The sequence below is a fragment of the Photorhabdus bodei genome (assembly GCF_003287735.1).
Lineage (GTDB): Bacteria > Pseudomonadota > Gammaproteobacteria > Enterobacterales > Enterobacteriaceae > Photorhabdus > Photorhabdus kayaii.
The window spans coordinates 24,539-44,131 of record NZ_NSCM01000042.1; the positions used below are offsets into that span (position 1 = coordinate 24,539).

General features: G+C 42.0%; 23 protein-coding genes and 2 pseudogenes. 15 read left to right on the forward strand and 10 right to left on the reverse strand.

Annotated elements, in window-relative coordinates:
* Positions 1 to 193 precede the first annotated feature (193 nt).
* Complete coding sequence (locus CKY02_RS26770; RefSeq protein ID WP_162120455.1) at positions 194 to 496, reverse strand: Tn7-like element transposition protein TnsE; 303 nt, start codon at positions 494 to 496, stop codon at positions 194 to 196.
* Positions 483 to 1,001, reverse strand: a complete 519-nt coding sequence (locus CKY02_RS18400; RefSeq protein ID WP_146747472.1) for a hypothetical protein — start codon at positions 999 to 1,001, stop codon at positions 483 to 485. Before CKY02_RS18400 ends, CKY02_RS26770 begins: the two co-directional genes overlap by 14 nt.
* On the opposite strand from CKY02_RS18400, the gene CKY02_RS18405 reads away from it, so the two are divergent.
* Complete coding sequence (locus tag CKY02_RS18405; protein ID WP_112896404.1) at positions 978 to 2,171, forward strand: IS4 family transposase; 1,194 nt, start codon at positions 978 to 980, stop codon at positions 2,169 to 2,171. The genes CKY02_RS18400 and CKY02_RS18405 overlap by 24 nt on opposite strands.
* A 41-nt stretch (positions 2,172 to 2,212) precedes the next feature.
* Here the strand turns inward: CKY02_RS18405 and CKY02_RS18410 are convergent.
* Together CKY02_RS18410 and lysA are read right to left on the reverse strand one after the other, a co-directional pair.
* A pseudogene (locus tag CKY02_RS18410) lies at positions 2,213 to 2,425 on the reverse strand (alpha/beta hydrolase); the annotation flags it as partial.
* Between the two features lie 160 nt (positions 2,426 to 2,585).
* Complete coding sequence (gene lysA, locus CKY02_RS18420; RefSeq protein WP_112896405.1) at positions 2,586 to 3,878, reverse strand: diaminopimelate decarboxylase; 1,293 nt, start codon at positions 3,876 to 3,878, stop codon at positions 2,586 to 2,588.
* 124 nt (positions 3,879 to 4,002) lie between these two features.
* On the opposite strand from lysA, the gene CKY02_RS18425 reads away from it, so the two are divergent.
* Entirely contained in the window at positions 4,003 to 4,938 is a 936-nt protein-coding gene (locus CKY02_RS18425) for a LysR family transcriptional regulator (protein WP_112896406.1), read from the forward strand.
* Here CKY02_RS18425 and CKY02_RS18430 read toward each other — a convergent pair.
* Positions 4,921 to 5,835 (reverse strand): LysR family transcriptional regulator, encoded by a 915-nt coding sequence (locus tag CKY02_RS18430; RefSeq protein ID WP_112896407.1) that lies wholly within the window; start codon positions 5,833 to 5,835, stop codon positions 4,921 to 4,923. The two genes, CKY02_RS18425 and CKY02_RS18430, sit on opposite strands and share 18 nt — an antisense overlap.
* A gap of 105 nt (positions 5,836 to 5,940) precedes the next feature.
* Here CKY02_RS18430 and CKY02_RS18435 point away from each other — a divergent pair, with 105 nt between their 5' ends.
* Positions 5,941 to 6,825, forward strand: coding sequence for an MBL fold metallo-hydrolase (locus CKY02_RS18435; RefSeq protein ID WP_112896408.1), 885 nt, complete (start codon positions 5,941 to 5,943; stop codon positions 6,823 to 6,825).
* A gap of 31 nt (positions 6,826 to 6,856) precedes the next feature.
* Positions 6,857 to 7,498 (forward strand): DsbA family protein, encoded by a 642-nt coding sequence (locus tag CKY02_RS18440; RefSeq protein ID WP_112896409.1) that lies wholly within the window; start codon positions 6,857 to 6,859, stop codon positions 7,496 to 7,498.
* A gap of 76 nt (positions 7,499 to 7,574) precedes the next feature.
* Here CKY02_RS18440 and CKY02_RS18445 read toward each other — a convergent pair whose 3' ends face one another.
* Positions 7,575 to 8,261, reverse strand: a complete 687-nt coding sequence (locus CKY02_RS18445; protein ID WP_240002088.1) for a prepilin peptidase — start codon at positions 8,259 to 8,261, stop codon at positions 7,575 to 7,577.
* 252 nt (positions 8,262 to 8,513) lie between these two features.
* On the opposite strand from CKY02_RS18445, the gene rsmE reads away from it, so the two are divergent.
* The 4 genes from rsmE to ruvX all read left to right on the forward strand — a co-directional run bounded on the left by rsmE (position 8,514) and on the right by ruvX (position 11,298).
* Positions 8,514 to 9,245: a 16S rRNA (uracil(1498)-N(3))-methyltransferase gene (gene rsmE, locus CKY02_RS18450; protein WP_112896410.1), complete on the forward strand. Its 732-nt coding sequence runs from the start codon at positions 8,514 to 8,516 to the stop codon at positions 9,243 to 9,245.
* A gap of 9 nt (positions 9,246 to 9,254) precedes the next feature.
* Positions 9,255 to 10,205 carry a glutathione synthase gene (gene gshB, locus CKY02_RS18455; protein WP_112896411.1) on the forward strand — a complete coding sequence of 317 codons (951 nt, stop codon included), beginning with the start codon at positions 9,255 to 9,257 and terminating at the stop codon, positions 10,203 to 10,205.
* A 109-nt stretch (positions 10,206 to 10,314) separates the two neighbouring features.
* A complete protein-coding gene (locus tag CKY02_RS18460; protein WP_112878744.1) occupies positions 10,315 to 10,878 on the forward strand; it encodes a YqgE/AlgH family protein in 564 nt (187 codons plus the stop codon).
* Positions 10,879 to 11,298, forward strand: coding sequence for a Holliday junction resolvase RuvX (gene ruvX, locus CKY02_RS18465; RefSeq protein ID WP_112896412.1), 420 nt, complete (start codon positions 10,879 to 10,881; stop codon positions 11,296 to 11,298).
* Between the two features lie 102 nt (positions 11,299 to 11,400).
* Here ruvX and CKY02_RS18470 read toward each other — a convergent pair.
* Positions 11,401 to 11,919: pseudogene (locus CKY02_RS18470) on the reverse strand (RNA-guided endonuclease InsQ/TnpB family protein); the annotation flags it as partial.
* Positions 11,843 to 12,907, reverse strand: coding sequence for a type IV pilus twitching motility protein PilT (locus CKY02_RS18475; protein WP_112896413.1), 1,065 nt, complete (start codon positions 12,905 to 12,907; stop codon positions 11,843 to 11,845). The gene CKY02_RS18475 and the pseudogene CKY02_RS18470, both read right to left, overlap by 77 nt.
* A gap of 21 nt (positions 12,908 to 12,928) precedes the next feature.
* On the opposite strand from CKY02_RS18475, the gene CKY02_RS18480 reads away from it, so the two are divergent.
* From CKY02_RS18480 to CKY02_RS18505, 7 genes are all read left to right on the forward strand, one after another.
* Entirely contained in the window at positions 12,929 to 13,624 is a 696-nt protein-coding gene (locus CKY02_RS18480) for a YggS family pyridoxal phosphate-dependent enzyme (protein ID WP_112896414.1), read from the forward strand.
* A gap of 25 nt (positions 13,625 to 13,649) precedes the next feature.
* Positions 13,650 to 14,471, forward strand: coding sequence for a pyrroline-5-carboxylate reductase (proC, locus tag CKY02_RS18485; protein WP_112896415.1), 822 nt, complete (start codon positions 13,650 to 13,652; stop codon positions 14,469 to 14,471).
* 18 nt (positions 14,472 to 14,489) lie between these two features.
* Positions 14,490 to 15,038 carry a YggT family protein gene (locus CKY02_RS18490; RefSeq protein WP_112878749.1) on the forward strand — a complete coding sequence of 183 codons (549 nt, stop codon included), beginning with the start codon at positions 14,490 to 14,492 and terminating at the stop codon, positions 15,036 to 15,038.
* A 26-nt stretch (positions 15,039 to 15,064) separates the two neighbouring features.
* A complete protein-coding gene (locus tag CKY02_RS18495) occupies positions 15,065 to 15,658 on the forward strand; it encodes an XTP/dITP diphosphatase (RefSeq protein ID WP_112896416.1) in 594 nt (197 codons plus the stop codon).
* Entirely contained in the window at positions 15,651 to 16,781 is a 1,131-nt protein-coding gene (hemW, locus tag CKY02_RS18500; protein ID WP_112896417.1) for a radical SAM family heme chaperone HemW, read from the forward strand. The genes CKY02_RS18495 and hemW overlap by 8 nt, the downstream gene beginning before the upstream one ends.
* Positions 16,782 to 17,373: 592 nt before the next feature.
* Positions 17,374 to 17,547: a hypothetical protein gene (locus tag CKY02_RS24895; protein ID WP_162120922.1), complete on the forward strand. Its 174-nt coding sequence runs from the start codon at positions 17,374 to 17,376 to the stop codon at positions 17,545 to 17,547.
* Positions 17,548 to 17,563: 16 nt separating this feature from the next.
* Positions 17,564 to 17,728 (forward strand): hypothetical protein, encoded by a 165-nt coding sequence (locus CKY02_RS18505; protein ID WP_238399272.1) that lies wholly within the window; start codon positions 17,564 to 17,566, stop codon positions 17,726 to 17,728.
* Positions 17,729 to 18,164: 436 nt separating this feature from the next.
* Here the strand turns inward: CKY02_RS18505 and CKY02_RS24900 are convergent, their stop codons facing one another.
* Positions 18,165 to 18,332 carry a hypothetical protein gene (locus CKY02_RS24900; RefSeq protein WP_162120923.1) on the reverse strand — a complete coding sequence of 56 codons (168 nt, stop codon included), beginning with the start codon at positions 18,330 to 18,332 and terminating at the stop codon, positions 18,165 to 18,167.
* Positions 18,333 to 18,420: 88 nt separating this feature from the next.
* Entirely contained in the window at positions 18,421 to 19,401 is a 981-nt protein-coding gene (locus CKY02_RS18510) for a siderophore ABC transporter substrate-binding protein (RefSeq protein WP_112896418.1), read from the reverse strand.
* Positions 19,402 to 19,593 lie beyond the last annotated feature (192 nt).

Genomic DNA, 19,593 nt, shown 5'->3' on the forward strand with positions numbered 1-19,593 from the left:
TATAGATCAATTTGTATGTTTGATGCTTTATAAGGCTAAATATGATTTATAAGCACGAATGCAGAGTGAGAGTGACCTTTCCCTTTGGATTTGGACTCCCCCCACGAAGGTAGATAAATTCTATCCTTATAATAACGCCGCCTGAGTACCCATTACCTCATCGCTGCATAGACACGTTCAACCCAACGATTGATTACTTCTTCATCAAAAAAGATTGACCATCTACAATCATCTTCGGGTGTGAAAGACGCTCAAGCTTGTTGCCACATTTCGTTTTCAAGAACGAGGCCGACCAAGATAACGATTTTTTGACCAACAGCGTTTTCAGCTCAGACAAGAACTCAACCCATTCATGCGCAACCATTGGTTGTTTAATCAACAGGGTAGAAAGACGAGTGTTGTTATCTGAAGTATCTACCTCCAGTAAGGCATACTGCAGACCTTTCCTTTGCAGAAGATGAAACGCAATACAACGAGGGTTCCTAAGACAATAAATGTCTGGTGCATCTTTTTAGTACTGGAAGACGACGTAATTTAGCCGTCACTAGCTCACAATCAGGCATGGTCAACAATTTATCTACCATGCGATAGAAGGCATCAAAACGCCTGGCATACAAATACAAGTCATCGCTTTTATCTTCGATACCATCAAAATCAGCAGAAGGTAAAGCCCCCTGAACCGTTGCTTCATCGGTACTGACAGAAACAGTTGCCTTATCGGATGGCGGTAAATCGTTCTCGTCCTGCTCCCCTTTGCGTCCTTTTCTTATAGTCTCAAAAGGTTCTGAAAATTCAAAGGCCAATATCTCTGCTTCGATTTTTTTCAGGTTCCCATCCGCACCTGGATTTTCATCCTCGTCAATCTCAAGCTCAGAACCGGCGGCAGCCCCCACGGGGCTGAGGAATCCCCAGAAAATAGACAGGCATAGCGTTGTGTGATCTACTGATTGTTCCACCAAGTCAATAAGGTCACTGCTATGCCTGCACGTAAAGTATGTCACAACTTCTTCAAAGATGCCTTAGCACCGTTTCATAAATATCGCCAGAATGCATTAATCGATGCCACTATGGCTTTGATTAATGGCGCTTCTCTTACGCTAACCAGTATTGGACGTTTTTTGCCCGGACAGGCTCAGGTCAAAAACAAGATAAAAAGGGTTGATCGCCTGTTAGGAAACACCGCTCTTCACAACGATATTCCTGCGATTTTTAATAATATTACTGCCATGATAACTCGTCAGTTGCCTCTTTGCGTTATTGCTGTGGACTGGAGCGGTTATCCATCGCAGGAGTATCATGTGCTTCGTGCCAGCCTTCTTTGCGACGGTCGGGCAATGCCGTTATTGAGTTGGGTTGTATCCTCGGAAAAACAAAATAACACCTTAATACAAAATCAGTTTCTTGATTCCCTCGCTAAAGCCGTCTCTTCCGATGCCAGAGTCATCATCGTCACAGACGCAGGATTTAAGAGTCCATGGTTTCGACATATTGCCTCATTAGGCTGGGATTTTATTGGGCGGATCAGGAATAACGTTCAATTTCACCTGGCAGATAGTCCTGAAATATGGCTGAAAATCTCTGACTGTCCCGGAACAATAACGCCGAAATACATGGGGGCGGGAACGCTGGTCAAAGAAAAGAAAAACCGTATTAATGGTCATTTTTATACATACAAGAAATTACCTAAAGGGCGGAAAAGTAAACGTTCAAAAGGCAGGCCAATGTATACTAAAACAGACAACGAGTATCGGCAGTCAGCAAAAGAAGCCTGGCTTATTTTCAGTAGTATAGATGATTTAAAGCCACGGGAGATCATCAAGTTATACAGTCGTCGCATGCAGATAGAGCAAAACTTCCGCGATGAAAAAAGTGAGCGTTTCGGATTTGGTCTTCGTGCCAGCCACAGTCGCTCTGCGGGTAGAATGCGGGTACTGAGTTTACTGGCAACACTGAGCACAATCGCCCTGTGGCTGATTGGTTATCACGTGGAGAATAAGGGATTACATCTGAGATATCAGGCCAACAGTATCAAATCACAGCGGGTCATCTCATATCTGACGTTAGCAGAGAACGTCTTACGACACTCCCCACTGATTTTAAAGCAAATATCACTGAATGATGCTCTTAACCACTTAACAAGAGTCTACCGAAATATGGTGCTGGTTTATTAGCACCGATTTGTGGGGATCCCTCAGCCCCACGGGGGCAGAGGCTTCATCCGAGGCTCCACCGCCGCAGCGCTGAGGGCAAACCCTCCATTCCCGCAGATGCCGATGACACCAATGCGATTTCTGTCAACAAATGGCGGGTACCAATAAAATCCACAGCGGCACTAAAGTCCTCCACAAAAGCTTCAGGGGAGGCAATCGAACGAAGTTCACCCCCCACTCTCGCCATTATAGGATACATCCCAGGCCAGAGTAATATGAATAACAGCCTCCAAAATGGAGGCAAGAAAAAGCGTAATTGACCTGATGGGTTACCAGATCGATAATCTCTTTACACACCCATTTTCCGGCTTCACTAAACCATGCATCAAACTGGGCAAGGAGTTCAGCGATACCTTTGGGTATTGTCCCCATATTTCACGGCACAGATGCAAAAAATACGTCTTCCAACGCTAATAACTCTTCAATCGTTTGGCGACGACGAATTAATTGGGGGCTACCATTAACAAACAACACCTCAGAGATAAGCGGACGGCTGTTGTAATTGGAAGACATTGACGCACCATAGGCACCAGTATCATGAAAAACTAAATAGTCGCCAACTTGAACAGGCGGCAACGCTCTTGGCGCAACACCCCCGCCTTCAACCTGTGTAAAGATATCACCGGATTCACATAGCGGCCCCGCAACTAATGTTTCCCGCAATGGCAATTGCTCAATCTTACGTCCATCAGCAGGCAAAACTGAGATATGGTGATAACTGCCATACATTACTGGACGCATTAAGTCATTAAATCCCGCATCCACCAGAACATAATTACGGTTCCCCATCTGCTTAACCGCCCTAACTTCTGTCATCAGAACGCCAGATTCCGCCACCAAAAAACGCCCCGGTTCAATTTCCAGCTCAATTTTATGACCTAAATGCTGCTCAATTCTTTTACGAGCATCATCCCACAACCCAAAATAATGAGCGATATCGATTCGTTCATCACCCTGATGATAAGGCGTCGATAAACCGCCGCCGGCTGAAATTGCCTGAATATCTTCATCACAGAGAATAACCTGTTCAACCATCGCATTACACACACTGGCAAGATGATGATAATCAACACCAGAGCCAATATGCATATGTAAACCAAGCAATTTCAATCCATAGTGGCGGATTTTCTCAATTGCTCGTGGAAGATCCTGATACCAAATACCATGTTTACTGTTTTCCCCGCCCGTATTCGTCTTCTGGCTATGACCATGGCCAAACCCAGGATTAATCCGCAACCATACCGGGTGCCCTTTTTTATATTGACCAATCTGTTCCAACATATCGATAGAACCCGCATTAACCGGAATATCCAATTCAGTTACTCTTTGCAGCGTCGACACATCGATTAAATCAGCAGTGAAAACGATGTCTGCCATTTCTTGTCCTGGACAAAACCCTGCCCGTAAAGCACGCTCAATTTCTCCTAATGAAACGGCATCAACTTTCACACCATATTCACGCATCAGGCGCAAAATATGAGTATTAGAACAAGCCTTCTGCGCAAACCTGACCACATCAAACTGACATAATAATTTGATTTTTTGGATAATTTTTTCACTATCGTAAACCCATAATGGAGTACCGTACGTTTCTGGCAAACAACTCAAATTCTCCGCTATCAGATTGGGACAACTATTGCGGGTAAAATTGTAGGTAAAAGCACTCATCAGGGTTTCTCTCACAAAGTCAGCAGATAACCCATTATTGGCAGTAAAAAACAGGAATAAAAATATCCATTTCGCTATAGTCTATTCATCTGTGATATAGAATTATCTTTCGAAGGAACAATTTATGTCTTCTTGTTCATGGCGCCATATTGAAATCTTTCATGCGGTAATGACGACAAAAAACCTGACAGAAGCGGCTATTTTATTACAAACATCACAACCAACCGTCAGTCGCGAATTAGCACGATTCGAGCATCTAATAAAATTCAAACTATTTGACCGAGTAAAAGGCCGCCTGCATCCGACAGCACAAGGATTGCGCCTTTTTGAAGAAGTACAGCGCTCTTATTATGGACTTGAAAGAATAATGAATGCGGCTGACAACATACGTAAATTTCAACATGCTCAACTTTCCATTGCCTGCCTGCCGGTATTTTCTCAATCACTGTTACCGAAAGTTTGCCATCACTTCACCCGCCAATACCCTGACACTAATTTAACCATCATTCCACAGGAGTCACCTCTACTGGAAGAGTGGCTCTCAGCTCAACGCCATGATCTGGGTCTGACAGAACATTTGCAGACACCACCGGGTACACAGAGAGAAACACTGATCACACTAAATGAAATTTGCGTATTGCCCGCCGCTCATCCTCTCAGCCATAAACCGCTATTGACTCCAGAAGATTTCAACGAACAAAATTTCATCAGCCTTTCAATAACGGATAGTTACCGTCAGCTCATTGATGGAATATTCGCAGAACACCATATTCGCCGCCGCATGATTATGGAAACTCACAGTGCTGCATCAGTATGTGCAATGGTGCGAGAAGGCATTGGTGTTTCTATTGTCAACCCACTGACCGTACTCGATTATCTAGACAGTCATGGCAAATCTGAAATATGCGCTCGCCCATTTAGTATTAACATTCCTTTTACTGTTAGCCTGATAAAACCCATTCACCGCCCTTCTTCTGCCCCAGTCGATACTTTTATTGAACACCTAAAAGCACAAGTTACTCTGTTTCCTCAAAAACTAAAGTCAGCTTTTCAGCATTAGTGCTTGCCAGTACGGAGAGGAAGCAAACCATTGAACCAGAAAATCCAGTAATGCCCTCAGCGTTGCTGGCATATTTTGACGGCTGGCATAAATACCATAAATTCCCATAGCTTGAGGTCGATATTCTGGCAACAACTGAATCAATTTTCCTGACGCCAAATGCGAAGCAACAGAATAATAAGGTTGCATGGCGATTCCCGCACCTTGCAATGTTGCTTCCATTAACACCATCGATTCATTGGCACTCAAAGTACCGCTAACAGGAACAGAATATTTTTCCCCTCGATGTTCAAATAACCAAAGACTTTTACCAAAAAAGTTATAAGTCATACAGTTATGCAGGGCTAAATCAGCAGGCTTTTGCGGGAGCATTTTTCCCGCCAGATAACAAGGGGCGGCACAAACCACAGAATGACATGTCGATAACGGTCTGGCGATCAAATTGGGTTCCAGATTATTCGTGATGCGTAACGCTAAATCTATCCGCTCCTCGACCAAATTTATTGCCTTATTGCTTATTTGCATATCAATAGCTATCTGAGGATAAATCTGCATAAACTCAGGAATCGCCACAGACAATGCGCTTACTGCCAGAGATTGAGAACTGCTTATCCGCAAAAGACCACTCAGCTCCTGCGCTTCTACTGGTTGATGAACAGGTATCTCTTCCGACAATTGCAATAACTTACGGCTGCGCTGATAGGCGATCTCTCCTGCCGATGTCAGGCTGATCTTTCTCGTTGTACGATGTAACAGACGTACTCCCGCCCATTTTTCCATTTCAGCCAAATAACGGGATACCATTGCCCGCGAAATATCTAACCGTTCCGATGCAGCAATCATGCTGCCTTGTTCTACAATTATAGTGAACACTTGCGCAGCAGTGATTCTATCCATCAATTAGCTCGATTTATGCAACAAATAATTACCAATTATGCGGTTTTTCCATCGAAAAACGCAACTTATTATGAACCTCGTTCACACAACATCAGGAATTCAATCATGACTCGCAAAACAACACTAAATATTGCGCTGGCAGGTATCCTTTCCTTGGGTACCATTTCTCTGGCACAAGCCGCTGATCTCAAACTGGATGTTTATAATCCGGGTGAGAAAAGCCTATTTCCTGTCTCTTCTGAAATCATCAGTGGAGATAAAGAAGTTGTACTGATCGATGCTCAGTTTCAAAAAAATGATGCTGAAGCACTGGTCAAAAGAATTAAAGATACCGGCAAAAAGCTGACAACCATTTATATCAGTCAGTCCGATCCTGATTTCTATTTCGGCCTTGAAGTACTGACCAAAGCATTCCCTGATGCCAAAGTCATTGCATCACCAGAAACAATTAAAGAAATCAACAAGACCAAAGATGGCAAACTGGCTTATTGGGGAGGTGTCCTGAAAGAACAGGCACCCAAAAAAGTCATCGTGCCGCAACCACTGGAAGGTCACACTTTTACAGTTGATGGTGAGAAACTGATCGTCGAAGGTCTCGATGGCCCTGCGGCTGACCGTACTTTTGTTTGGATACCAAAACTAAAAGCGGTAGTAGGCGGTGTCACCGTTTCAAGCAACATTCATGTCTGGATGGCAGATACACAGACTAAAGAGTCTCGTAAAAACTGGATGCAGACATTAGATCGTATAAAAGAGATAAAACCGACAATTGTGGTTCCGGGACATTTCATTGGTAACACGCCAATGACGTTGGAATCCGTTCATTTCACGCAAAAGTACCTGACCATTTTTGAGAAAGAGCTGGCAAAAGCGAAAGATTCAAAAGCGCTAATAGCCGCAATGGAAAAACACTATCCAAAACTTGGAGACAAATCCAGTCTCGAATTAAGTGCTAAGGTGCTGAAAGGCGAAATGAAGTGGCCCCAATAAGTAAATTAACTCTTTTTCAGGAATAAGTAATATGCCCGGAATGACTCTGCATTATATCTATGATCCACTATGTGGCTGGTGTTATGGTGTTTCCTCTCTGATACAAGCAGCAAAAGAGGTCGCAAATGTGAAAATTGAATTGCATGGCGGCGGAATGCTGACAGGTGATAACAGACGCCAAATAGACAGCACATGGCGTGATTATGTCCTTAGTCAGGATAAACGGATCGCAAGCCTGACCGGGCAAACTTTCAGTGAGCAATATGTCGCACTGTTAAATGATAAATCACTGATTATGGATTCATTACCACCAATATCAGCCATTCTTGCAGCAGAAAAATTGGCTGGTAAAGGTGTCGAAATGTTACTGGCAGTACAAAAAGCGCATTATGTTCGTGGACTAAAAATCAGCGAAACTGAAACATTATTGAATTTGGCAAATGAATTGCAGCTTGATTCAGAACAGTTCCAGCAAGAGCTGATATTGAATAATGAATCAGAAAGTCTCCAACATATCAGGAAAAGCCGTGAATTATTGGCAAAAGTTAGCGGCTCAGGCTTCCCTACGTTTATTTTGGAAAATGACAGAAATGAGCTATCTATTATTTCTCTTGATAAATACTTGGGACAACCTAAACGTTGGCAAGATATGCTGATTCACTATCAGTTTTAATACCACAGTTTTAATACCACAGTTTTAATACCACAGTTTTAATACCACAATTTTAACTACTGGTGCCCATACGTTTTCAGCTATCGGGCACCATCCACGATACCCCATCCATTCCCAATAAGTTCAAATAGATCATTATGACCGCAGAAATGGCTATATATGGGCCAAAAGCAACAGGCTCTTGGCAATTTTCTCGTATTCTCCATTGCCACACGCACCCAATAATACCAAACAATGAGGATAAGAACATTAATAAAGGAATTGCGCTAATCCCCAACCAAGCACTAACCGCCGCCATTAATTTAAAATCGCCATATCCTAATCCCTCTTTATGACAGATTATTCTGAATAACCAATAAAGCGACCATAAAACCAAATAACCCGCAATCGCACCTGTCACAGATTGTTCGATAGGCACAAAAATTTGATTCAAATTCAATAGTAATCCTAACCATAACAGTGAATAATTTATTATGTCTGGCAATAATTTGATTTTTATATCAATAAAAGAAAGTATAATTAGTATCCAAGTAAATATCAAAACAAACATTAAAATAATATATGAATGAAAACTCAATGAAAAATAAATCACAAAAAAAGCCGTTATAAACAGCGTCACTAATTCAACTTGAAAATAACCAAAAACTATTTTTTCATAGCCATAAATAATTTTAATGAATACGGATATCACTTTATTCAAAATTATTCCAGATACTATTCCAACAAAAATAGCTAAAACAATAATCTTAATATTAAAATCCATTTAATAAAACACCTCCAAATTCATTATATCTTTGGTATAAAAAGATAATAATAAACATCACTGCTTTAAAACAACAAAATAAATATAAAACAGTCAAATAAGATATAAATATGCGAGCAGACTCGCAACATTTATTCAGAGATAACAATCTGCATCGAGATAGCTTGATAATTGGATTAAGCCTCCCTTATCATACCCCCCATTATTTATTGCTTTATGTATAGCTATACCCCGCAGGAAGGAAAGAAAAACATGCGTATACCCCGCGTATATCACCCGGAATTACTCTCATCGAATACTGAAATTTATCTGAGTGATGAGACGGCTAACCATGTTGGGCGGGTACTCAGAATGAGTCATGGTCAACAGTTACAACTGTTTGATGGTAGCAATCAGATCTTCAACGCTCAGATTACCGAAGCTAGTAAAAAATCTGTCAAAGTCCATATCAGCAATAGCGAACTCGCCGATAATGAATCACCACTTAATCTCCATCTGGGGCAAGTCATATCCCGCGGTGAGAAAATGGAATTCACCATTCAAAAATCTGTAGAATTAGGGGTAAATGTTATTACGCCTTTAATTTCTGAACGCTGTGGTGTAAAGCTGGATGGAGAACGGCTGGCTAAAAAACTTCAGCAGTGGCAGAAAATTGCTATTGCTGCCTGTGAGCAATGCTGTCGTAACCGTGTACCTGAAATTCGCCCAGTGATGCAACTTGAGCACTGGTGTGCAGAAAATGATGGCAGTTTAAAATTAAATCTACATCCACGAGCCAGCCAAAGCATCAATACCCTGCCTTTACCTGTAGAAAAAGTGCGTTTACTGATCGGCCCGGAAGGTGGATTATCGATAGATGAAATTGCTATGACAGCTAATTACCAATTTACTGATATCCTATTAGGACCACGGGTACTGAGAACAGAAACGACAGCGCTCACCGCAATTACTGCATTACAAGTGCGTTTCGGCGATTTGGGTTAAGGAGAAAGAATGATCAAACTCGGCATAGTGATGGACCCCATTTCATCCATCAACATCAAGAAAGACACCAGTTTTGCCATGCTATTAGAAGTACAACGTCGCGGCTGGGAACTCCATTATATGGAGATGAGTGATCTCTATCTGCACCAAGGGGAAGCCCGCGCACGTACCCGCTTATTGCAGGTAGAAAACCATCCACAACAATGGTATCAATTCGATAGAGAACAAGATCTGGCACTGGAAACATTGGATGTCATCCTGATGCGCAAAGATCCACCATTTGATACCGAATACATTTACGCCACTTATATTTTGGAACGCGCGGAAGAGAAAGGCACTCTTATTGTCAATAAACCACAAAGCCTACGCGATTGTAACGAAAAACTCTTCACAGCCTGGTTCCCTGATTTAACACCAGATACATTAGTGACTCGCAATGCCGCTCACTTACGTGAATTCCACCAGAAACATGGTGATGTCATCTTTAAACCACTAGATGGTATGGGCGGTGCATCGATATTCCGCCTGAAAAAAGATGACCCAAACGTTGGTGTTATTATTGAAACTCTAACGGAACATGGCAATCGCTTCTGCATGGCGCAGAATTTCTTACCGGCCATAAAAGAAGGTGATAAACGAGTATTAATTATCAATGGCGAACCCGTTCCTTATTGCCTGGCTCGTATCCCTGCCCAAGGTGAAACCCGTGGTAATCTTGCTGCGGGTGGCCGTGGTGAAGCTCGCCCGCTTTCAGAAAGTGACTGGGCTATCGCCAGAGCTGTTGCTCCAACTTTGCAAGAAAAAGGGTTAATCTTTGTTGGTCTGGACATCATTGGTGACAAACTGACTGAAATTAATGTCACCAGTCCAACCTGTGCACGCGAGATAGAAACCGCTTTCCCTGATATTTCAATCACTGGCATGTTAATGAATGCAATTGAAGAACGATTAGAGAAATAAAAAATTCTTTTTACGAATTTGCCTGTCAAGGTTTGTCATTTATACTTTTAGCCCACATACTGTTGGGCTAAATAATCCTTACATAGCCAGGTTAATTACTAGAAAAAAAATGAATCTACAGCACCATTTTCTTATCGCCATGCCTTCATTATCTGATCCCTATTTCAAACGCTCAGTTGTTTACATATGTGAACACAATGAAAATGGGGCAATGGGATTGGTGATAAATAAACCTATTGAGCAAATCTCCGTTCGGAAAGTTTTACAAAAGCTGAAAATATCACCAGAAGATCGGGATGAAAGTATCAATCTAAACAAGCCTGTTATGACGGGTGGCCCACTTGCTGAAGACCATGGTTTTATATTGCACACACCAAAACCAGGTTTCAATTCAAGTATCAAAATTTCCGATGACACAATGATCACCACCTCCAAAGACGTCCTTGAAACCTTGGGTACACCACGCCAACCAAAACAGATATTGGTCACGTTGGGGTATGCCAGTTGGGAAAAGGGTCAACTTGAAAAAGAGATAATGGAGAATAGCTGGTTAACAACAAACGCTGATCCACACATTATTTTCAACTCACCCATTGCGGACCGCTGGCGTGAAGCCGCATCTTTACTCGGAATCAATATCTATAATATTGCCCCACAGGCGGGACATGCATAGATGGATAACCGTACAATAATAGCCTTCGATTTTGGCACCCGCAGCATCGGCGCAGCCATTGGACAAGAAATCACGGGCACCGCCAGAGCACTAACCTCGTTTAAAGCCACAGATGGTATCCCCAATTGGGGGCAAATCGAAAAATTACTTAAAGAATGGCAACCTGATCTGGTTATCGTTGGTCTTCCCCTCAATATGGATGGCACTGAGCAATTCGTCACAGTGCAAGCACGTAAATTTGCAAACCGGCTGCATGGCCGGTTTGGCGTACAAGTTCAACTCCAAGATGAACGCCTGACAACGGTTGAAGCCCGTGCTCATCTGTTTGACCGAGGGGGTTATAAGGCCTTAAATAAAGGAAAAGTAGATGCTACTTCCGCTGTTATTATTTTGGAAAGCTGGTTTGAACAGCACTATTAACAGCAATCAAGTGACAAGTAACAACGATCAATGAACAGCAACCATTTGACATCCTCCCCGCCCTAAAAAGCACGAGGATTCCTACTACGTTCAGACCGAAGTCTAAATCATTTCGGGGGGTTCCTGCTTCAACGGGCGGTCTGACTGCACCCTCCCTCCACAGGCAAGCACGGCATGCCCTGCCGCTAAAATATTGCGCGCACCGTTGATATCGGCGTTTGCGGTATAGCCACATGCCTGACACTCGAATTTATTCTGTGACAGGCGGTTTTCTTTTGCGCTATGACCACAGCAAGCACATTGTTGACTGGTATAGGCTGGCGGGATTGCTAATACCTGACCTCCGCGCCAGAGCTGCTTATACTCAAGCTGACGGCGCATTTCATACCAGCCCTGATCCAGTATCGCGCGGTTTAAGCCTGATTTTGCTCGCACATTGCGTCCATGCTGTTCTGTCGTTCCTTTCGCCGATTTTGACAGGTTTCTGACCTTCAAGTCCTCAATGACTATCATTGCGTGGTTTTTGCTGATTGTCGTGGTGACTTTATGAAGATAGTCCTTGCGAATGTTGGCAATATGGGCGTGCAGTTTCTGAATTTTTCGTTTCTGTTTCTGCCAGTAATCCCTGTAATTTACGCTGCTGCCAGCCTTGCTCATAGGTTTGCATCCCACTGGCAGCGCCCGTCTGCATAAGTGTTGTTATTTGATGATTTTTTCCTTCTCGTATCAGATGACTCACTGCCTGATTAACTACCAATACTTCATATATAGCAACTCGTCCCCCTCCTTGGGCAGAGACTAATTGCTGTGCTATCACAGCTTTCAGGCTGCCTGCTAGCTGGCTACGTACCCACCCTTTTTCTTCAGCGGAGAAAATATCCACCAGCCGATCAATTGCCTGTACAGCACCTCTGGTATGCAAAGTCGACAATACCAAATGCCCAGTCTCTGCCGCGGTTAACGCCAAGCGTATTGTCTCTTTATCCCGCAACTCACCCAACAACAATACATCAGGATCTTGCCGGAGAGCTCCTTTTAACGCTTCCTGATAACTAGGAGAATCCAATCCGATTTGCCGTTGTTGTATCAGACAATTGCGACTATGGTGGATAAATTCCACGGGATCTTCCAATGTAATAATGTGCTGACAACAGTGGCTGTTCAGCATATCCACAATGGCTGTTAACGTTGTCGACTTCCCGCTGCCTGTAGCACCTGTTACCAGGATCAACCCACTCTCTTCCCGCAAAGCCATTTCACGAATAATTTCAGGTGCTTTTAGCTGTTCCAGAGTTGAACACCGAGAGTGAATTAAACGCAAAACGACTGACAACCCAGAGTGCTGACGAAAAATGTTGCCTCTCAATCGTTGGCCATTTTCCGTCCCCAGCGCAAAATCCACATGTCCACTCGTTAATAGCTGTTGTCGCTGATTTTCTGATAAAAACTGCCTACTCCACTCTTCCAGCAATAGATTATTTACAGATGGCAGTTGAGTTTGCGGACAAAGCACTCCATTTATACGTAATACAGGAACTTGCCCAATACAAAGATGCAGATCTGAAGCATTATGCTTTACACTAAGGGCCACTAGCTTATCCATATTCATTTTTTAATCTCCTGAGTCACCATGAACAATATTGAACAAAATTTACAAGATGTCAGGACCCACATAGCCATTGCCGCACAGAAATGCGAACGCGTTCCAGAAGAAATTACCTTGCTTGCAGTCAGTAAAACCAAACCTGTGGAAGATATCGAAAAAGCAATCGCTGCCGGGCAACGCCAGTTTGGTGAAAATTATGTGCAGGAAGGTGTAGAAAAAATTGCTTATTTTGCAAATTGTAATGATTTGATATGGCACTTTATCGGTCCGTTACAGTCTAATAAAAGCCGTTTGGTGGCAGAAAATTTTAACTGGTGCCATACCATTGACCGCTTAAAAATAGCACAACGCCTGAACGAACAACGCCCGGAGGGAATGGAACCGCTGAATATTCTTATTCAAATAAATATCAGTGATGAACGGAGCAAATCAGGTATTCAACTTGATGAACTATCAACGCTGGCAGCCGAAGTGAACAAACTGCCGAATGTAAGGCTCCGTGGTTTAATGGCAATCCCGGTGCCGGAACCTGACTATGAACGTCAATTGGCGGTTTTCAGGAGGATGGAACAAGCCTTCCTTAATCTGAAAACGAAATATTCTCAAATAGATACCCTTTCAATGGGGATGACTGATGATATGGCTGCCGCTATTAATTGTGGTTCCACATTAGTACGAATTGGAACAGCAATTTTCGGTGCACGTCAGTATCACAATTAACCATTTCAATGCTACGAGGTATTCAATGGAGAAACGTAAAATTACCTTTATTGGTGCAGGTAATATGGCTCACGCCATCATAGCTGGATTAGTAAAAGGAGGGTACCCTGCCGAGCTGATTAATGTCTGCGCACCAAGTCATACTCGCCGTGATGCACTAGCAACAGAGTATAGCGTTAACAGCGGTAGTGACAATATTCGCTACGCACAGGAAGCGGACGTTGTTATTCTGGCGGTAAAACCGCAAGTAATGGCAGATGTCTGCCTGCCTCTGAAAGAAAATGTAGATTTCAGTAACAAGCTGGTTCTGTCTATTGCCTCAGGTATTTCCGTTGCACGTTTTGATGCTTTATTACAAGACAAACTCAATATTGTTCGTATCATGCCAAACACGCCGGCATTAATTGGTCAAGGGGTGAGCGGATTATTCGCATCCGAGCAAGTCAGCCAGTCTGACCGTGATTTCACTCAAGCATTAATGAACAGTGTGGGTAAAACCTACTGGGTAAAAGATGAAAATGGCATCAATGACGTTATCGCCGTAGCAGGCAGTGCACCCGCTTATTTCTTCCTATTTATGGAATCAATGCAACAGGAAGCAGAACGTTTAGGTTTTGATAGCCAAACAGCCCGTGAAATTGTTTTGCAAACGGCAATAGGTTCTGCGGCACTGGCCGCATCAAATGTAGATCTCCCTTTTGCAACCCTGCGTGAACAGGTAACATCTAAAGGCGGTACTACTGCGGAAGCATTACGTATTTTTTATGAAGGCAAATTGCCGGACACCGTATCCAACGCTATGCAGGCGGCTATTCGCCGGGCACAGGAAATGGAAAAACAATTTTAATTTTATCAAGGCTGCTAAATGCAATTTTTAACCTTTATTCTGTTCACAGTTCTGGATTTATACATCGCTGTTTTATTACTTCGTGTATGGATGCAATGGGCTCGTTGTGATTTTTATAACCCATTTGCCCAATTTATTGTGAAAATGACCCAACCGATCGTTCGGCCATTACGCCGAGTTATACCGTCTATTGGTTCTCTCGATACTGCCTCCATTGTTGTCGCTTACGTTCTGGTATTGTTTAAATTGATCATGCAACTTTGGTTCAGTACCGGTGCGGTTGCTTTCCTCACACTTTTCATCCCTATCGGGTTAATTGAATTGCTGACAGCAGCAGGTAAACTGGTATTCTGGTTGGTGCTGGCACGTGCTCTACTCAGCTGGATAAGCCAGGGACGCAATCCGATTGACTATGTTCTGATGCAACTAACAGAGCCATTGATGGCACCTATCCGCCGCATTATGCCAACAATGGGCGGCCTTGATTTTTCAGCAATGATCGTCATTTTGATCCTCTACGCACTGAATTATCTCCGCGCTGATGTTCTTTCATGGCTGATACAGTAAATAAGAATTAAATTGGATTCAAAATAATGCAAAAAGTCGTTCTGGCAACCGGCAACCCCGGAAAAGTTCGTGAACTGGCACAATTACTGGCTGATTTTGGTCTGGATATTGTTGCTCAAACTGAATTAGGCGTAGATTCAGCCGAAGAGACCGGGCTGACATTTATTGAAAATGCCATTCTTAAAGCCCGCCACGCCGCACAAGTTACCGGCCTGCCCGTAATTGCTGATGATTCTGGTCTATCCGTGGACATCCTTGGCGGCGCTCCGGGTATCTATTCAGCCCGCTATGCAGGTGAAAATGCCACTGACCAGCAAAATTTGGAAAAATTGCTGGATACGATGAAAGATATTCCTGACGATCAACGTCAAGCTCAGTTTAACTGTGTGCTGGTTTATATACGCCATGCAGAAGATCCAACACCGCTGGTATTTCATGGTCGCTGGCCGGGGATTATCGCTCATAAGCCCGCCGGTAATGGTGGGTTTGGTTATGATCCCATCTTCTACATACCAAAATTAGGCTGTACTGCCGCTGAATTAACGGGTGAACAAAAAAATGCCGTTTCGCATCGTGGTCAGGCACTAAAGATGATGTTGGATACACTACGTAATGCTTAAGCTCCCACCATTAAGTCTTTATATCCATATTCCGTGGTGTGTACAAAAGTGTCCTTACTGTGATTTCAACTCTCATGCCTTGAAAGGTGATGTTCCGCATCAGGAATATGTTGACCATTTATTAGCAGATCTGAAAACGGATCTGCCAATGGTCAACGGACGGGAAATTACCACTATCTTTATTGGTGGAGGAACCCCTAGCCTGCTTAGCTCACAGGCAATGCAACAATTGCTGGATGGCGTTCGTGCTCTCCTACCGGTATCGCCACAAGCTGAAATTACGATGGAAGCCAATCCGGGTACTGTGGAAGCTGACCGTTTCAGCGGTTACCAGCAAGCGGGTATTAACCGAATATCCATTGGCGTGCAGAGTTTCAGCCCGGATAAACTAGTACGTCTTGGCCGTATTCACGGGCCGGATGAAGCCAAACGGGCAGCACATTTAGCCGCCAATCTGGAGCTACGCAGTTTTAATCTAGATTTGATGCATGGTTTGCCGAACCAAAGTCTTGATGAAGCGCTGAATGATTTACGTCAGGCAATTGCATTATCACCACCGCATCTTTCATGGTATCAGTTGACTATTGAGCCTAATACCAGCTTTGGTTCTCGTCCTCCCGTTCTACCCGATGATGATGCTTTATGGGATATCTTTTCACAAGGTCACCAATTGCTGACAGCGGCAGGTTATCAGCAATATGAAACTTCTGCTTATGCCAAGCCAGGCTATCAATGCCAGCATAATCTCAACTACTGGCGTTTTGGGGATTACCTTGGTATTGGCTGTGGCGCTCACGGAAAAATCACATTTGAAGATGGCCGTATTCTGCGCACAGTGAAAACCAAACATCCCCGTGGATATATGCAAGGACGCTATCTGGATAAACAGAATCAAGTAGAAAATGAAGATCGGCCATTTGAATTTTTTATGAACCGATTCCGTTTATTGGAAATGATGCCCAAACAAGATTTCAGTGATTTCACTGGGTTACCTGAGGCTTCAATCCGTTTTCAAATTGAGCAAGCCTTAGCAGCAGGTTATCTCTCTGAAACAGCAACACACTGGCAAATTACACAGAAAGGTAAACTATTCCTAAATTCATTATTGGAACTATTTCTTTAACACAAAAATCGCCTTCGAAAAATTCAACTCCACAAAGATTATCTTTGCATAAAATTGATACCTCCATTGGTTTCGTTTCTATTCATAATACATTTCCCCCACTGAACTTCAGAGGGGGCTCCATTAGACGGTAGTGACTGATTGTCCAGTGTCGGGTTCCTGTTCCTTTCTGAGGAGTGATTACACCCCCAAATTTAAATAATATCTAAGTTACAAATTATCCACGGCATTAATATTGAAATAATAATCCACAATTTAATTTTCAATGATAAGACTCAATATATAGAAAAATAAATCAACAAATATAATATAAAAACAATAATATAAAAATTTATTAATCCACCTACCCTAAAAATATATTTATCCATGTGGATAATAGTTAATATCGACCATCAATAAGAATATTAATTAAAATCAAATAAAACCACTCTCTACACAAAATTAATTTTTAACATATGTGAATTACGACACAATAATATCATTTGAATTATCTCAAATACGACTATATTTAATTTGTGCTTGGTTTTATTTCTATTGATAAGCACGAGCCTTTAAAAAATCATTTTTAATTTCACTTTGATTGGGGTAAAAAATGAATATTGAAAATAAAGAAATGTTATATACCTTATGGATTTCAAGATGCATCGCGGCGGCAAGGGAGCGAATCCCCGGGAGCATAGATAACGATGTGACCGGGGTGAGTGAGTGCAGCCAACAAAGAGGCAACTTGAAGGATGACAGGTATAGGCATTTCTGGAATAATTAATTGCTTAAAGGAGTCAATGCATTGGTACGACTGGGTTATTACCGGAATAACTGCAATAGCACAATTAACTATATGGTTTGCTACAGGTGGAGCTGCATTTATTGCAGAAATAGCACTGGCTGGTCCTGCTATAGCCAGATTGGTACTTGACTCTGTAGACGCAGTTAATACTTGTTCATAAAGCGTTTATCTGTAATCTCATTTAATTATCAATGAACTTATTATTTATTATAAGTTCCTTTCAATATAAATATCATTCTCCATATTATAAACTCGAATAAATCAGACATTCAAATATAAAATAAATAATAATTTCACCTTGTAAATTCAATATGTAAATCACTATTAACATTTTAAAATAATTATTTTTTCACGGAAAGTAAATTATCATCTGGAAAAATATTTAGATCAATTTAGGTTATTTAAAAATGACCAATATAAATAATTTCTCAGCTTACTTATATATAATATAAATATATTTATTAATAACGAAATTAGTTTTCATACTATATATCATGACACATTAATATTATATTTTATGAATAAAAAAAGCATTATTACGAATAGAAAACTTATCTATATTTTTAGTTATTAACGCTGGAAATACGCATAATAAGCTAATTATTCAGATACCCGTTATCTTTCAAGTTGCCTCTTTGTTGGCTACACTCACTCACCCCGGTCACATCGTTATCTATGCTCCCGGGGATTCGCTCCCTTGCCGTCGCGATCCACCTTGAAATCCATAGGGTATAGCTCAGACCAAACCTGACAGTTACTAGCATAAAAAACCGATAACTGTCAGACCAAACCTAAAACAATCCATTGTGGAACTTCAATCACTGTTCAAATTCAAAATGGCGCATGACCTGATTAAAGGGCATCAGCCACCGCATTAACTTGTGCTGACAGACTCTCCAAACCACCGCCAGACAAATACCACAGATCAGACTTCAGATAAGTAATTTTGCCATTCTTGTACGCTGAAGTGGATTTCACTTTATCATCTTCAAACTTCGCTTTATCTAGCTTACCAGCACCAATTGCTTCACTGCGGTCAATAATTAAAATCACATCTGGATTGGCTTGAGCAATCATATCAGAAGTCACTACAATGCGTTTGGTTTTATCTTCACCAGCAGGAATAGCTAATTCCGCTTTCTGTGCCTTAACCACGTCATACACGACACTCTGGTTATTCAGCATTAATTTATCTGCGTTATGCAGCAATACTAAAACTTTTGCATCAGCAGATTTAGCTTTATCCTGAGCTTTAGCAATAGTTTTTTCCAGATCGGCAATCTGATCTTTCACTTCACTCTGTTTACTAAATAATTCACCTAATAACGTTATGTTACTTTCAACTGAAACCAGATAATTTTTGCTATCAGTTCCCAAATTAATTGTCGGTGCTATTTTTGACAGTTTTTCATAGAAAGAACCTTGACGACCGGTAATAACGATCAAATCAGGTTTAAGTTGCGCCAGTTTTTCCAAATTAGGCTCTTTCATCCCCCCCGCATTTTCTACCTCTTTAGGTAAGCTATTACGGAGATATTCAGGCGTATTACCAGTAGGTAATGCAACAACCCTATCTGATAAACCTAATTTAACTAATGAATCATAAGTGCCGAAATCAAATAAAACAACTTTCTGAGGATTCTTTTTGACCTCAGTTTCACCGGAAAGGTGCTTAACTATAACCTTATCATCAGCCTGAGCTGTAACAGCATTTGGTATAACTACATTGGGTGTAACTACATTGGGTGTAACTACAGCAGATTTCTGACTAAATGCGGAATGGCTTGCAACAGCAAATAACGATACTAGAACGACGGGGATTATCTTTTTCATATATCGCACTCCAAGAAAGGATATTTAGTAAACATTTGCATTCTAGGTAGCGAAAAAAATATGTCAATCATAACCACCCGCATAGCGGGTGGTTTGCTCTAGCCCTATAAGGGCATGTTACCGACCGCGCCTAAATGACGCCGCTTTCTCTTTGTTCAAGCTAAAGGGTCATTGTCTCTTTGGCTTACCCCT